This is a genomic window from Paenibacillus sp. FW104-T2, from assembly GCF_058789975.1.
Genome location: NZ_JBYTCE010000010.1, coordinates 54,330 through 68,906 on the forward strand (window position 1 = coordinate 54,330; position 14,577 = coordinate 68,906).

Genomic DNA, 14,577 nt, shown 5'->3' on the forward strand with positions numbered 1-14,577 from the left:
CACAGGTATTACCGGAGACACAGGTATAACTGGGGCAACAGGGATCACGGGTGCAACAGGAATCGGTTTGAGTGGAGTGGTACCATTCGATCCAGCCGTGGCTCCAACGTATCCGGCAGGTCAAGTGGTTACGTTTAACGGCAGCACGTATATTACGAATGTTGCAGCCCCAACGGGAACACCGGGGACGTCCCCAGACTATACGTTATTGGCGGGAGCAGGGGCGACAGGAGTTACTGGAGTTACTGGATTGACTGGGGTCACAGGTATTACCGGAGACACAGGTATAACTGGGGCAACAGGGATCACGGGTGCAACAGGAATCGGTTTGAGTGGAGTAGTACCATTTGATCCGGCTGTGGCTCCAACGTACCCATCTGGTCAAGTGGTTACGTTCAACGGTAGTACGTATATTGCGAATGTTGCCGCTCCGACTGGGACACCGGGCACATCTGCAGACTACACGTTGTTGGCGGGAGCTGGGGCAACAGGTGTCACAGGTATAGCGGGTGTTACCGGTGAAACCGGGGCAACAGGTATCACGGGTGCGACAGGAATAGGTTTGAGCGGAGTGGTACCATTCGATCCGGCCGTGGCTCCAACGTATCCGGCAGGTCAAGTGGTTACGTTTAACGGAAGTACGTATATTGCGAATGTTGCCGGACCGACTGGGACACCGGGCACATCTCCAGACTACACGTTGTTGGCAGGAGCTGGTGCAACAGGTGTTACCGGATTAACTGGAGTAACCGGAGGTACAGGCGAAACTGGCATAACTGGCGCAACAGGAGCCACAGGAATCACGGGGATAACCGGAACGACCGGAGTTACAGGGGCTACAGGACTTACAGGCATCACAGGTTTTACAGGTGAAACTGGTGCGACAGGAATTACAGGTATCACGGGTGCGACAGGGGTTGGTTTGAGCGGAGTGGTACCATTCGATCCAGCCGTGGCTCCAACGTATCCGGCAGGTCAAGTGGTTACGTTTAACGGAAGTACGTATATTGCGAATGTTGCCGGACCGACTGGGACACCGGGCACATCTCCGGACTACACGTTGTTGGCAGGAGCTGGTGCAACAGGTGTTACCGGATTAACTGGAGTAACCGGAGGTACAGGCGAAACTGGCATAACTGGCGCAACAGGAGCCACAGGAATCACGGGGATAACCGGAACGACCGGAGTTACAGGGGCTACAGGACTTACAGGCATCACAGGTTTTACAGGTGAAACTGGAGCGACAGGAATTACAGGTATCACGGGAGCAACGGGTATCGGATTGAGTGGAGTGGTACCATTCAATCCGGCCGTGGCTCCAACGTATCCTGCAGGTCAAGTGGTTACGTTTAACGGCAGCACGTATATTACGAATGTTGCAGCCCCAACGGGAACACCGGGCACATCTACAGACTACACGTTGTTGGCAGGAGCTGGTGCAACAGGTGTTACCGGATTAACTGGAGTAACCGGAGGTACAGGCGAAACTGGAGCCACAGGAGCCACAGGAGCCACAGGAATCACGGGAATAACCGGTGCAACTGGCGTTACAGGGGCTACCGGACTTACAGGCATTACAGGTTTTACAGGCGAAACTGGTGCGACAGGAATTACAGGTATCACGGGTGCGACAGGGGTTGGTTTGAGCGGAGTGGTACCATTCGATCCGGCTGTGGCTCCAACGTATCCGGCAGGTCAAGTGGTTACATTTAACGGCAGTACGTATATCGCCAATGTTGCCGCACCGACCGGGACACCAGGAACCTCCCCAGACTACACGTTGTTGGCAGGAGCTGGTGCAACGGGTGTTACCGGGTCAACTGGAGTAACGGGTGGTACAGGTGAAACTGGAGTAACCGGAATAACCGGTGCAACTGGCGTTACAGGGGCTACCGGACTTACAGGCATTACAGGTTTTACAGGCGAAACTGGTGCGACAGGAATTACAGGTATCACGGGTGCGACAGGGATTGGTTTGAGCGGAGTGGTACCATTCGATCCGGCTGTGGCTCCAACGTATCCGGCAGGTCAAGTGGTTACATTTAACGGCAGTACGTATATCGCCAATGTTGCCGCACCGACCGGGACACCAGGAACCTCCCCAGATTACACATTACTGGCTGGCGCAGGAGCAACAGGTGTTACAGGATTCACCGGAGTAACCGGTGGTACAGGTGAAACTGGAGTAACTGGCGCAACAGGAGCCACAGGGATAATCGGAGCGAGCGGAGTTACAGGGACTACAGGCATCACAGGTTTTACAGGTGCAACTGGTGCGACAGGTGTAACAGGAGCTACTGGGGTAGGGGTAACCGGAATTACCGGAGCAACGGGAGTAACAGGAGAAACCGGTATAACGGGAGCTACTGGAGTAGGCATAACGGGAAGTACCGGGGTAACAGGAGCAACTGGTGTAGGTGTAACCGGCAGTACCGGGGCAACAGGAGCTACTGGGGTAGGCGTAACAGGAAGTACTGGAGCGACAGGAACAACTGGAGTAACAGGAGAGACGGGTATAGCGGGAGCTACTGGAATAGGCATAACGGGAAGTACCGGAGCAACAGGTACAACAGGAACCACAGGAACCACAGGAACCACAGGAACCACAGGAACCACAGGTACAACGGGACTTACTGGTGCAACTGGAGTGACGGGTGCGACTGGCATAACAGGAGCTACAGGTGTCGGAACCACAGGAGTAACTGGCGCTACAGGTGTAACAGGAACTTCAGTTACAGCAGCATCTTCATACGCAGAGAATACAAGTGGTACAATTCTTGTTCTTTTGGGCGGAACGGTTGTACCTCTGCCTAATAATCAAAACATTGGTACCGGAATTACCGTAAATGGAACCAGTGATACGTTTACTCTTGCTACGGCAGGACGTTATTATATTAGTTACAAAATCAATCTTACAGCAGCGCTCGCTGTCCAATCTCGAATACTGCTAAATGGTGCTGTAGTTCCACCAAGTGTAATCTCGCCAGTACTTTCGCTTAGCCAATTAGCAACAGACTTTATTGTAACCGTCACAGCTGGATCAACCATTCAACTCCAATTGTTCGGTTTGGTTGCAACAGCAGTATTGTCACCTCCAGGCGCCACACTCAACATTATTCGATTAAGCTAAGTACAAAAAAAGAGGCGAACCCTTCTGGGTTCGTCTCTTTTGACTATCTATGCACGTTGTGGCATCTATTCAAGAACAATTTCAACAGCAGTATTGAGCTCAGGCAGACCTGTAAGCTGAACAAGGACATCTTTTGGAACTGCTTTATCCACTGTCAGTATCATGATGGCAGCACCACCGATAATTTTCCGTCCCACTTGCATGGAGGCGATGTTGACATCATTTTGACCAAGCAGTGTACCTACCCGTCCGATGATACCTGGTTTATCGTTATGGGAGATCAAAATTTGGTGACTTTCTGGAGCGATATCAACTGGGAATTTGTCCAGGCGTACGATCCGTTCTCCATAACCAGCAAGCAGCGTTCCGGCTACACGGCGTTCCTCCGCTTCCTGTGTCGTTACCAACGTAACTGTAATGAGGTTAGTAAACCCTTTAGTTGCAGATGTTTGGCTTACAACCACATTCAGATCACGGGTTTTGGCCAGATGCATGGAGTTAACGATATTTGCTTCTCCGCCCAGATGTCTGGCGAGAATTCCCTTGACAATGTAACGAGTGAGTGGCGACGTATCCACTTCTGAAAGATCCCCAGCATAGTCAATTCGAATCTCTTGCACGGCATTCTGTGTAATTTGGGCTGCAAAGCTACCCAGGGTTTCACCCAGCTTAAAATACGGCTGGAGTTTATTCATCACGGTTGGTGCAACCGCTGGCATGTTCACAGCGTTTTTGAACGGTTCATTCCGCAAAATATGAAGTACCTGCTCCGATACATCAATCGCTACATTTTCTTGTGCTTCCACGGTGGAAGCTCCAAGGTGTGGCGTAACGATGATACTTGGGTGGTTCAGGAAAGGATGATCCTGTGCTGGTGGCTCGCTTTCAAACACGTCAAAGGCAGCACCTGCAACAATACCCTCATCGATTGCTTCCACAAGGGCCATCTCATCAATGACTCCGCCACGAGCACAGTTGATAATGCGCATACCTTTTTTCATGATTTCAAATTGTGCACGGGAGATCATGTGTCGAGTTTCAGGTGTCAATGGAGTGTGTACGGTCATAAAGTCAGCATTGCGAATGATGTCATCCACGCTGGCCAGTTTAACTTGAAGCTTCTCTGCACGTTCTTGAGTCAGGAACGGGTCGTATGCCAGAATATCCATACCAAAGGCTTTGGCGCGTTTGGCTACCTCACTGCCGATTCGTCCCATTCCGAGTACACCCAGAGTTTTATTTCTGAGTTCCACACCCAGGAAGGTCTTGCGATCCCATGTACCTTGAATGGTTTTGGCGTAGGCCTGTGGGATGTGACGTGCCAATGCCATCATCATGGCAAATGTATGCTCACATGTCGTGATGGTATTACCATCGGGCGCATTAATAACGATGATACCGCGTTGAGTGGCAGCCTCCAGGTCAATGTTATCCACCCCAACCCCTGCACGGCCAATGACCTTGAGATTTGTTCCAGCAGCCATAATACGATCTGTTACACGAGTTTGGCTTCGAACGAGAAGGGCGTCATAATTACCAATAATGGCTACAAGCTCATCTTCACTAAGACCGGTATTTTTCTCAACTACAACATCATTTGCATCCACCAGTTGCTGAATACCCAGATCACTGATTGGGTCCGATACTAACACTTTGTACATGGTTTCTTCCTCCTTAGTATGTGTATCTATATCGTCAAGGACTTACCTCTGCAATGAGGTGTTCCTTAAAACCGGGTTCATCCTTCCGCCCAACAACGCGGTGTCGCAGCAGAGGGGAGGGGTGTAATAATAGAGTGGACCCACGTATATTCCTAAAAATAAATCAAAAAACTCTCAATCCACATACTGCTTGCGCAATAAGGGACGAGAGTTGTCGTGGTACCACCCTAATTCACTGCCGCTTCGCAACGACAGTCTTCACGGTCAATAAAGACCGAAGAGGATAACGGGTCTAAACCGATTGCACCTACTCCAATTTCAATGCAATAACTCAGGAACGCTCAAGATCCATTGCCTGCCACCGATTTGCACCATCCATCGGCTCTCTGTAAGAACAAAGCAACATCTTTTTTCCATCATCGTGTTTAACGTGACTAATTTTTTCATAATGTATCATGGCTAACATGACCATGTCAATAGGCATAAATGTTTTAATGCAGATAACTTGGATCACGTTCATTTATCAGCGGTTTACTATGAAAGATGCCTGAATCATATAACTGAAAGTCGAAGAAAAATCAAGATTCAAAAAATCAAATCAGACGTTACGATGAGAGTGAATTTCGGGTAACAAAGGATAGGAAACCAGGACTTGAGGCAGGTCTTGAACCAATTTGGATTTTTGGCTATCATTTAGTATACTATCCGATTGGGCAGCCAAGTAGGTTATCCATCAAATATCTAGTAAGAGGACAGACGCAGGCAATGAAAAAATCAAAGTTTTCCAAGTTCAAGATTCAGAGGGCTGAACCACAGCAGCTTACCGAGCGCTTGCTTCTGATCAATCTATACATTACACAAGGTTTAACTCTGATCATTGGAGTTGTATGGATTTTATTGCAGAAGCTAAATCTGTTCGACGTGCTTGCTTGGCCGGAAAGTGTTCATTTTATTTGGTGGGGGCTTGGTCTTGCAGGCATTATGCTCGTCATGGATTTGGTCCTGTCTTATGTCATTCCTCAGGAGAGCATGGATGACGGAGGAATCAATGATATGCTGTTCAGGTCACGCCCCATCTGGCATATCGTATGTATAGCAGCTATTGTCGCTGTTTGTGAAGAATTATTGTTTCGCGGAGCCATACAGCATGCCATTGGCCCTTACTGGACTAGCATATTGTTTGCAGTAATTCATATTCGATATCTTCGCCACTGGATTCCTACAGGTTGGGTATTTGTTTCTAGCTATGGATTGGGTTGGATTTATTTGCAATCCGGCACATTGTGGGCGCCAATATTATGTCACTTTATTATTGATTTGGTGTCCGGATTAGCGATACGTTTTCGGAGGGGATCATGAACCAGCAATTAAGCAGAATGAAGACATATGGCAGTCAGCGCCACCGCCACTCGGACAAAACAGAGAAGACCGAGCGGACTACGGCTCCTCAAGTGAACCTGGTTGCTGAACCGGCAGCTGCACTGGAGGGGGCGGGGGCATCATTGTCCACCGTATCCGTACCAAGATCACAACGCAAGTCGTATGCATCAGCACTGGAAAGCCCAGTGCTCCCCAGCCGGGCTCCGGCACGTTCCAAATCTCAGCAAAAAGCGACCGATGAAATGGTCACGGAAGCAGGTTCACTTCCTACCCGGACTGAGCTTCATCCTTCTCGCCGATTGCGGTTAAGTAAACGGTTTGTCAACTCACTCATCATTATTTTTGTTTTACTCACGATCAGCTTGGTCTGGTGGGGCATAAAAGGGGCTCCGCCACTAAACACATTTCTTCCTTGGCCTTGGTAATCATGGTCTGGTTCGCATCTGTGTTGATGGTGGTTTTCATATTGATCGTTCATATGTGGCGTGAAGCGCACCTTCACCGGGTCGTGGAGGATGAGGTTGAAATAAACGCCTTACCCCATTCGTTCGATGGAAGCGTCATTTTGTATGTATCTGACCTTCATAAGAGGAGATTGAGGCAGGAGGACATTAGGCCATTATTGAGCCAGGTGGACTGGGTTCTGATAGGTGGAGATGTGGCAGAGAAGGGAATTTCATGGTCCATCGTCAGACACAATATGCAACTACTGACCAATATTGCACCTGCTTATGCGGTTTATGGAAACCATGACAAACATGCCGGAACGGCTCAGTTGACACGGATTTTTGAGGAAACTGGGGTTCGGCTTCTGCAGGATCAGGTTGTGTCTCTTCAAAAAAGGGATTCCCGCATAAAGCTGGCTGGAGCGGATTATCGGTCTCGTGAACTTAGCAATCACCTAAGGGAAAAGGACAGAAATGATTGCCTAATTGTATTAATTCATGATCCGCTTCAGGCGAAGAGTGTTCATGATGATGCTGATCTTATCTTATGTGGGCACACACACGGGGGACAACTCGTGATCCCGTTTCTTGGACCGATTTTCCTTAACCAAGCATACCGAAATGTGTCGAACGGATGGTACACCTTGAAACGGATGAACGGTGATCCTGATGGCAAAATGCTCGTCAGCAGAGGTTATGGAACGAATCATTTGCCACTCAGATTATGCTGTCCAGCTGAGATGCACAAGATTACTTTAAAATCGATAAAAACAAAATAAAACAGCCTTGATCTACATGGATCAGGGCTGTTTATCTATATCCTCACCTGGCCTCGAGCTCTATCGAACGAGGGTCAACAAAAGAATATCCCTTGTTCTCCAGCTTCGTTAACAAATCATCTAATGCCTCTACAGTCCAGGGAAGCTCATGCATTAATATATTGCTTCCGGGATTTAACTGATCAAGCACATTCTGAACGACTTTATCGGGTTTGTTCTGAGTGCTCTTGTCCCAGTCCAGCGAACCATTGGACCATGTCATGTATAACATGCCATTTTGTTTGACGGTTTCCTTCAAAGCGTCATTACCAGAACCAAAGGGAGGGCGGAAGAATTCAGGCTCCACACCAATGGTTTCTTTGACGATGTGTTGAACATCCGTTACCTGCTTGGAAGCTTCTGAAGCGGACATTTTTTTGAGATCCTCATGGTCCCAAGCGTGATTACCAATAATCTGCTCACGCTCGTAAATAAGCTTTAGCAATTCCGGATGGCTTTTAACGCGATATCCATTAACGAAAAATATGGCTTTAGCATTATGCTTGTCAAGTGTATCAATTAATCCATTAATCATTTCTGCTTCCTTAGGGCCGTCATCGAATGTCAGAAGAACGACCTTCTTCTCACCGTTTTCGTCATTGGGTTTGATGTAATAATTTTCATTCATATGATATGTCTTCTCAATGTGTTGTTCTTTTTTATCCTCGGTCGTCTCTTGTTCTTGTGTTTGCTCTAAGCTGTCTTGAGACGAAGGTAGGTCATCTTCCACTGCGTTTGAAGTTTTGCTTTCTTCACTTGGTACAGAGGAGACTGTTTCATTTTCAGGAGCGGTGTTTTCGGCAGTAGGTGTTTCTTGCTCCCCACATGCTGACAACAGGAGACATGCGGAAATAAGGATTGCGGCAGTCGTTTTAAACATAATTTCAACTCACTTTCCTGTATTTATGCGGAATGAGATTTCGTGCTTCCGCAAACACTAGTTGTGATCTTAACATAAGAGGAGGTTGGTGTAATGAAGGCGTCATCCTTTTTTTGGGGGATTGTAGTTGGTGTTGCTGCCAGTTCATATCTGTCCAAGGGCAAAATTCCCATGTTGTCTTCACTCTCGTCCGGCAACATGATGGGTCAAGCCAAGCACAAGATGATGGAAATGACTTTTCCAGGCATGGATGGATTCAGTCCTAAGAATAATGAGCATGGTGAATCCCACAAAAGTGCATTGAAAAAAACAGCAAGAGCCATTACCCCGCAGGAAAAAGAAGAAAACATGAACATGCTCAAAGATTTTATTCGCACCAATCCGGATGTTAAACATGAAGTTGAGCAAATTTTGAGTCAAACAAACACAACAGTACCCGGTTTATAAACCAAAACTACTGGAATAGAATCAACCACAGTCTTGTTGGATGTGGATTGATTCTTTTTTTGTCGATTTTACTTCGTGCATTTGCAGGTATAAAATGATAACATAACTACATAGATTTATTTTCAGCACATATTGTTTTGTGCTTCATAATCTGTTATAAGACTTGCTTATAAAGGGGAGATCCTGTATGAAAATAGAACGATTAAGTCACGATAAGATACGGATTTTCCTAACCTTTGACGATCTGAGCGAGCGCGGAATACAAAAAGAAGATATGTGGCAGGAAATACCTAAAGTTCATGAACTGTTCACTGAAATGATGGATCAGGCATATTCCGAACTTGGGTTCGATGCTACAGGTCCTCTTGCTGTCGAAGTATTCGCACTTCCCGCTCAAGGAATGGTGGTCATTGTTACGCGTGGGAAATATGATCCGCAACAATATGGTTCCGGCCATGAGGATGATCTGCCTGAAGAAGTATACGAGATGGAAGTTACACTGGAGCAGAGCGATTCCATTGTATATGCCTTTAAGGATTTTGAAATCTTGATCGAGGCTGCACATATGCTGCGTGAACATGTAACCAATGCGGGAAGACTCTATTCCTATAAAGATAAGTGGTTCCTGCATCTGGAACCGGACGAAGTCGATAGCACCAAACATGCTGCTCTAATAGCACTGCTTGCTGAATTTGGTGAGGGTTCTTCGGTTACGCCAGCGGTTATGGAAGAATACGGTAAAGTGATTATGCCTGAACAGGCCATTGAAGTGATCTGCACCCATTTCAAACGTCAGGATTAAATTCAATTGCAAACGCGTCTTAGTCAGAGGAGGGAATTTCGGTGCTTTTGTTTTCGGTTTTAGCGGCAGCAGTAGCTCCGGGTCTCGCCTTGTTAACATATTTTTATCTGAAAGACCGTTATGATTCCGAGCCGCTTCATATGGTACTGAGAGTATTCGTTATGGGTATTTTGATGGTGTTGCCTGTGATGATTATTCAGCGAGGTATGATGCTGTGGCTCGGAGATAACCCTTATGTTGAGTCTATTCTCATTTCCGGCGGGGTTGAGGAATTCGTTAAATGGTTTGTGTTATACCACATCATTTATAATCACACGGAGTTTGATGAGCCATATGACGGTATTCTTTACGCTGTTGCTGTTTCACTTGGTTTTGCAACAGTGGAGAATGTATTGTATGCCTTTGCGGGGAATGCCTCCGTCTCAGCCATGTTTCTCCGTGCATTACTTCCTGTGTCAGGACACGCCATGTTTGCGGTAATTATGGGATATTACATGGGGCGGGCCAGGTTTACGGACGGCAAGAAAAAACGTTGGTTCCTGATGCTATCGCTGCTGCTTCCATTTTTCTGGCATGCACTGTACGATGTCATCATGAACACAATGGTAAACTATTGGCTGTGGTTCATAGCACCGCTAATGGCGGGATTGTGGTATGGAGCCATAGGCAAAATTACGCGGGCTAATAACCGCTCTCCTTTTCGATTTGTGAAACGGGAGGAAGAGGTTAAATTATAGAAATACGGACACACTGGTGGACATGGAGCGCGTACTGCGCCTGATGCCCCGGTGTGTTTTTTTGTTTTTGACCTAAAGAATCCCGGGGAATGAACAACAGAAACGGGGACAGCGTAATGAGAATAAAAATAAAAATTAGATGCAAACAGTGCGGAGAGCGGTTTACGCTGCGCGGTAAAAAAGAAAGAGGGCGAATTGAGACCGGATTCAAGCAGTGTCTGTGTGATAATCGGGATCAATTTGAGATTGAGGAAGATGGCGGTACGTCTTGGATTCAAATGAATTAAATAGCTCGTAAAGAGTCAAACATTGTGCCGGCTGGAAAACCGATGCATAAGAGGACTTTCTTCGATCCACAATATAGATAGTGGTTCAGATGAAAGGAGACTCTACCGATGTATAAACGTTTAAGTTCAGTCATGTTTCCGATATTTGCAGTATTGCTGATCGGTGCCCTTGTGTGGGGATACCAGGAGAACCAGGAGAAAAATGCGATCTTGATCAAAGCGGAGAATCAGTATCAGCGTGCATTTCATGATTTGTCTTTCCATATGGACAAGCTGCACTCTGAAATCGGTAATACACTGGCGGTGAACTCCACTTCCCAGGGCATGCATCGTAAAGGTCTGATGAATGTGTGGCGGCTTACCAGCGAGGCGCAAAATGAGATTAACCAACTGCCGCTGACGATGCTGCCTTTTAACGAGACGGAGGAATTTCTTTCTCGTATCTCAAACTTTGCTTATCAGGCTTCCATGCGTGATTTAACCAATGAACCACTAAGTGAGAAGGAAGTGGGCAACCTGAAAAGGCTGTACCAGAATTCCTCCGAGATCACTAAAAACCTGCAGGAAGTCCAGCAAAAAGTTCTTTCTGACCGCTTGCGCTGGATGGATGCCGAAACGGCTATGGCGACAGAAGAAGAAACGATGGATAACACGATTGTCGATGGATTTCGCACGGTGAACAAAAAAGTACAGGAGTATCCTGAACTTGATTGGGGTCCTTCAGTATCCAGCATTTATGCAAAACGTTCAGTCAAGAAGTTGGATGGTGTTCCAGTATCGAAAGAGCAAATTCAGAGCAAAGCAGCGAAATTCTCCAATGCAGACACCAATAAGATCCATGTACAGGAGAATGGTAAAGGTACGGACTGGGAGTCCTATACCGCTACGATCAATCAAGGCAAAGAAAGCAAGTTGATGATGGATTTTACCCGCAATGGGGGAATGCTGATTTCCTACAGCGATACTAGACCGATTGGCGCGAAAAAGGTCTCACGTTCAGATGCCATGGCCAAAGCGGATCAATTTCTCGTCAATAAGGGCTACAAAGATATGAAAGCAGTAAACTACGATGAGTATGGTAACCTAGCAAACTTAACGTACGTGCGTAAACAAGGGGATACCCTGCTTTATCCGGAGAAAATGTCTGTACGCGTCGGTCTGGACACAGGAGACGTTACTGGCTTCCAGGCAAGTGATTATGTCTACGAGCATCAGAAACAACGGCAAATACCAAAAGCGGCTCTTACCGAAGCACAGGCTCGCAAAAAGCTCAATCCTGAATTTGAGGAGAGCTATGCACGTAAGTCATTAATTGAGAATGATTACAGCAAGGAAGTATTATGTTATGAATTCGGTGGACGCATCAACGGGACGAAATACCGAATTTATATCAACGCTAATACAGGGGTCGAAGAAGCGGTTGAAGAAATTAAACCTGTGAATGCGACTTCCTAGAATTTAAAGGGAAAACGAAACTCAATAATTTTACCAAACAGACCACCTCGTGGTCTGTTTTTTGTTATCCGCTATGAGAAAGGTCATGGTATAATAGTCCTTGTACATACGATGATGAATAGTAAGGTGGCGGTGAAGAGCTTGTATCCAAAAATTAATGAAATTTTACACATCCAAATTGCCTCAGCCGATGAAAAAGAAGAGAGCAAGGAATACAAATCCCGTATAGCAGACATGGATGATCACAGTTTTTTGATTGAAGTACCAATGCAGCAAGGTAGCAGTCGTTTGAAAAGATTGTATTTCGGCGAAGAGCTGTCCATCTCTTATATCACTGAAGATGGCGTCAGACATTATTTCAATACGTACGTGACCGGATTTGAAGAAGATGTGGTAAGGCTTGTGCGTATACGCAAACCGCTGCCTGATGATATCTCGAAAATACAACGACGCAGCTTCCTTCGTGTTCATGCGAATCTTGAACTAGCCATTCAAGCAGAAGATCTGACTCGTGCCGTGGGGTTGACCGAGGATATAGGTGGCGGGGGATTGTCCATATATGGAGAACCAAACTTCCCGATTGCGGAAGGGCAAAAGTTGAATTGCTGGCTGCTCGTTCCTTATCGGAATTCAACGATTGAGCATGTGGCTTTCGAAGCTGAAGTGGTTCGTATTAAAACCCTTGAGTCTGGAAGACAGCTCTGTATGTTGAAGTTTACTCAGATCACAGATTCGGAGCGGCAAAAAATCATTAAGTTCTGCTTTGAACGGCAGCTGGATTATCGTACGAAGTAAGGGCACGTTTTTTGAATAAAAAGGAAATGTAGCGGGAAACGTAAGGGGAAAAACGGAGGTGCTTGGGTATGAATCACCGACGTACATCCCGAAGATATGAGCGTCTGTATTACGTGTTCTCCAAACGAATGGAAAGAAGACTCCTTCAGCTTATTGCCGTTTTATTCTTGTTGTTGGTGGTATACCAATTGCTGCTTCAGGTTCCATATTTCAAACAAAATGTGACCCGGATAGACCGAATGGAGGGGACACCAATTCACATGGAGTTTTCAACGAAAAGAGAACATCACTGAATTGGCTGTTTTTGCATCCATGTGTATAGTGTGGTATAATTTTCACGATGCAGGCAATGCCTGTTTTTTTATTGAGGCTTATCGTTTGAGGAGGAATGCCCCGTTGGCAAGCCAGAACACATCAGAGAACGGGAAGATGAACGTTGCAATTGACGGACCTGCTGGTGCCGGGAAAAGTACCGTGGCCCGATTGGTTGCAGAGGCGCTCGGTTATATTTACGTCGATACTGGCGCAATGTACCGTGCGGTAACCCTACACATGATTCGGAAAGGGATTTCTCCGGATAATGTATCAGAGGTACTTCAAGAAGCCCACAAACTGGTCATTGATTTACAGCCGGACCCGGGCGGACAGAAAGTGTTCTGTAACGGGGAAGATGTAACCTCGGAAATCCGCTCCCGTGAAGTTACGGGGATCGTGTCCCGATATGCGCAAATCGAGGGGCTGCGTTCGCAATTAGTGGATACTCAGCGGCAAATGGCTTTGCGCAAGGGCGTCGTTATGGATGGACGCGATATCGGAACGACAGTATTGCCCGATGCGGAAGTGAAAATCTTCATGACTGCCAGTGTGGAAGAGCGCGCACTTCGCCGCTTCAAAGAACTGGACCCCTCTGAAGGACTGACGTTGAAGCAATTAGAGCGAGACATTGCCACACGTGACAAATTGGATGAAGAGCGGGAAATATCCCCACTTCGCTGTGCCGAGGACGCAACTGTTCTTGATACAACCAAGATGAGTATTCATGAAGTGGTTGACAAAATCGTATCTTATTGCACAATGGTCAGAGGAGAGGTTGGTCTATGATTTACACATTTTGCAGCACAGTACTGCGGATCATTTACACCATTCTTTTCCGCCTGGAAGCAGTTGGACGGGAGAATATCCCCCAAGAGGGCGGCGTACTTTTATGTTCCAATCATATCAGTAACTTTGATCCTCCAACGGTAGGTATTAAAATTCGCCGGCAGGTACGCTTCATGGCCAAAAGTGAATTGTTTGATGTTCCGGTACTTGGCAAGATCATCAAGGCTGTGGGCGCGTTTCCCGTTAAGCGTGGAGGCGTTAGCAAGGAATCCATCAAAACTTCACTAAACATTTTGCGCAATGGTGAAGTGCTCGGCATTTTCCCATCCGGGAGTCGGCACAACGATGGAGGCATCGGCAAAAAAGGTGCAGCGAGCTTTGCTCTTCGGAGTGGTGCTACCGTTATCCCTACTGCTATTATCGGCAACTACAAGCTATTTCGTAAGATGAAAGTTGTGTATGGAGCACCGGTGAATTTGGACGAGTTTAAGGAAGATCCTTCTGGTGATGCACTGGAAAGAGCAACTGAAAAGATTATGTCCAAAATTAATGAGATGGTGAAAACAGGTGTACCGAGCAAATAATTTGCTCTTCGCCGAAAGTCTGAATGCATTATTTCCATATTTTTGAGGGAAACT

At 46.7% G+C, this 14,577-nt stretch carries 15 protein-coding genes and 1 other annotated feature; of the genes, 13 read left to right on the plus strand and 2 right to left on the minus strand.

Features of this window, described 5'->3' with window-relative positions:
- The coding region (locus AC3WQ3_RS14350) for a BclA C-terminal domain-containing protein (RefSeq protein ID WP_492472595.1) at window positions 1-3,130 on the plus strand (3,130 nt) is incomplete at its 5' end.
- A gap of 65 nt (window positions 3,131-3,195) precedes the next feature.
- Here AC3WQ3_RS14350 and serA read toward each other — a convergent pair.
- Window positions 3,196-4,791 carry a phosphoglycerate dehydrogenase gene (gene serA / locus AC3WQ3_RS14355; RefSeq protein ID WP_153979207.1) on the minus strand — a complete coding sequence of 532 codons (1,596 nt, stop codon included), beginning with the start codon at window positions 4,789-4,791 and terminating at the stop codon, window positions 3,196-3,198.
- 197 nt (window positions 4,792-4,988) lie between these two features.
- Window positions 4,989-5,220 (minus strand) — a binding site (T-box leader).
- 336 nt (window positions 5,221-5,556) lie between these two features.
- Between serA and AC3WQ3_RS14360 the strand changes: the two genes are divergently transcribed.
- Genes AC3WQ3_RS14360 through AC3WQ3_RS14370 form a run of 3 tightly spaced genes read left to right on the plus strand, consistent with a single transcriptional unit; the run spans window position 5,557 to window position 7,396 of the window.
- Window positions 5,557-6,150, plus strand: coding sequence for a CPBP family glutamic-type intramembrane protease (locus tag AC3WQ3_RS14360; protein WP_492472596.1), 594 nt, complete (start codon window positions 5,557-5,559; stop codon window positions 6,148-6,150).
- Window positions 6,147-6,596, plus strand: coding sequence for a hypothetical protein (locus AC3WQ3_RS14365; RefSeq protein WP_492472597.1), 450 nt, complete (start codon window positions 6,147-6,149; stop codon window positions 6,594-6,596). The genes AC3WQ3_RS14360 and AC3WQ3_RS14365 overlap by 4 nt, the downstream gene beginning before the upstream one ends.
- A gap of 53 nt (window positions 6,597-6,649) precedes the next feature.
- Window positions 6,650-7,396 (plus strand): metallophosphoesterase, encoded by a 747-nt coding sequence (locus AC3WQ3_RS14370; protein ID WP_492472669.1) that lies wholly within the window; start codon window positions 6,650-6,652, stop codon window positions 7,394-7,396.
- A 43-nt stretch (window positions 7,397-7,439) separates the two neighbouring features.
- On the opposite strand, the gene AC3WQ3_RS14375 is transcribed toward AC3WQ3_RS14370, so the two are convergent.
- Window positions 7,440-8,315 carry a polysaccharide deacetylase family protein gene (locus AC3WQ3_RS14375; RefSeq protein ID WP_336780726.1) on the minus strand — a complete coding sequence of 292 codons (876 nt, stop codon included), beginning with the start codon at window positions 8,313-8,315 and terminating at the stop codon, window positions 7,440-7,442.
- A gap of 93 nt (window positions 8,316-8,408) precedes the next feature.
- On the opposite strand from AC3WQ3_RS14375, the gene AC3WQ3_RS14380 reads away from it, so the two are divergent.
- The 9 genes from AC3WQ3_RS14380 (at window position 8,409) to AC3WQ3_RS14420 (ending at window position 14,523) form a co-directional block, all read left to right on the plus strand.
- Complete coding sequence (locus AC3WQ3_RS14380; RefSeq protein ID WP_095361945.1) at window positions 8,409-8,762, plus strand: hypothetical protein; 354 nt, start codon at window positions 8,409-8,411, stop codon at window positions 8,760-8,762.
- A 187-nt stretch (window positions 8,763-8,949) separates the two neighbouring features.
- On the plus strand, window positions 8,950-9,564 hold the full coding sequence (locus tag AC3WQ3_RS14385) for a genetic competence negative regulator (RefSeq protein WP_153979202.1): 615 nt from the start codon (window positions 8,950-8,952) through the stop codon (window positions 9,562-9,564).
- A gap of 41 nt (window positions 9,565-9,605) precedes the next feature.
- Complete coding sequence (gene prsW, locus AC3WQ3_RS14390) at window positions 9,606-10,301, plus strand: glutamic-type intramembrane protease PrsW (RefSeq protein WP_154895593.1); 696 nt, start codon at window positions 9,606-9,608, stop codon at window positions 10,299-10,301.
- A 116-nt stretch (window positions 10,302-10,417) separates the two neighbouring features.
- Entirely contained in the window at window positions 10,418-10,588 is a 171-nt protein-coding gene (locus AC3WQ3_RS14395; protein ID WP_164764345.1) for a hypothetical protein, read from the plus strand.
- 108 nt (window positions 10,589-10,696) lie between these two features.
- A complete protein-coding gene (gene ypeB, locus AC3WQ3_RS14400) occupies window positions 10,697-12,043 on the plus strand; it encodes a germination protein YpeB (protein ID WP_154895595.1) in 1,347 nt (448 codons plus the stop codon).
- 141 nt (window positions 12,044-12,184) lie between these two features.
- Window positions 12,185-12,838 (plus strand): flagellar brake protein, encoded by a 654-nt coding sequence (locus AC3WQ3_RS14405; RefSeq protein ID WP_095292911.1) that lies wholly within the window; start codon window positions 12,185-12,187, stop codon window positions 12,836-12,838.
- A 68-nt stretch (window positions 12,839-12,906) separates the two neighbouring features.
- Complete coding sequence (locus AC3WQ3_RS14410; protein ID WP_492472598.1) at window positions 12,907-13,131, plus strand: hypothetical protein; 225 nt, start codon at window positions 12,907-12,909, stop codon at window positions 13,129-13,131.
- A 103-nt stretch (window positions 13,132-13,234) separates the two neighbouring features.
- Window positions 13,235-13,939 (plus strand): (d)CMP kinase, encoded by a 705-nt coding sequence (cmk, locus tag AC3WQ3_RS14415; protein WP_095361940.1) that lies wholly within the window; start codon window positions 13,235-13,237, stop codon window positions 13,937-13,939.
- A complete protein-coding gene (locus tag AC3WQ3_RS14420) occupies window positions 13,936-14,523 on the plus strand; it encodes a lysophospholipid acyltransferase family protein (protein WP_127540251.1) in 588 nt (195 codons plus the stop codon). Before cmk ends, AC3WQ3_RS14420 begins: the two co-directional genes overlap by 4 nt.
- The last annotated feature ends 54 nt before the right edge of the window (window positions 14,524-14,577 follow it).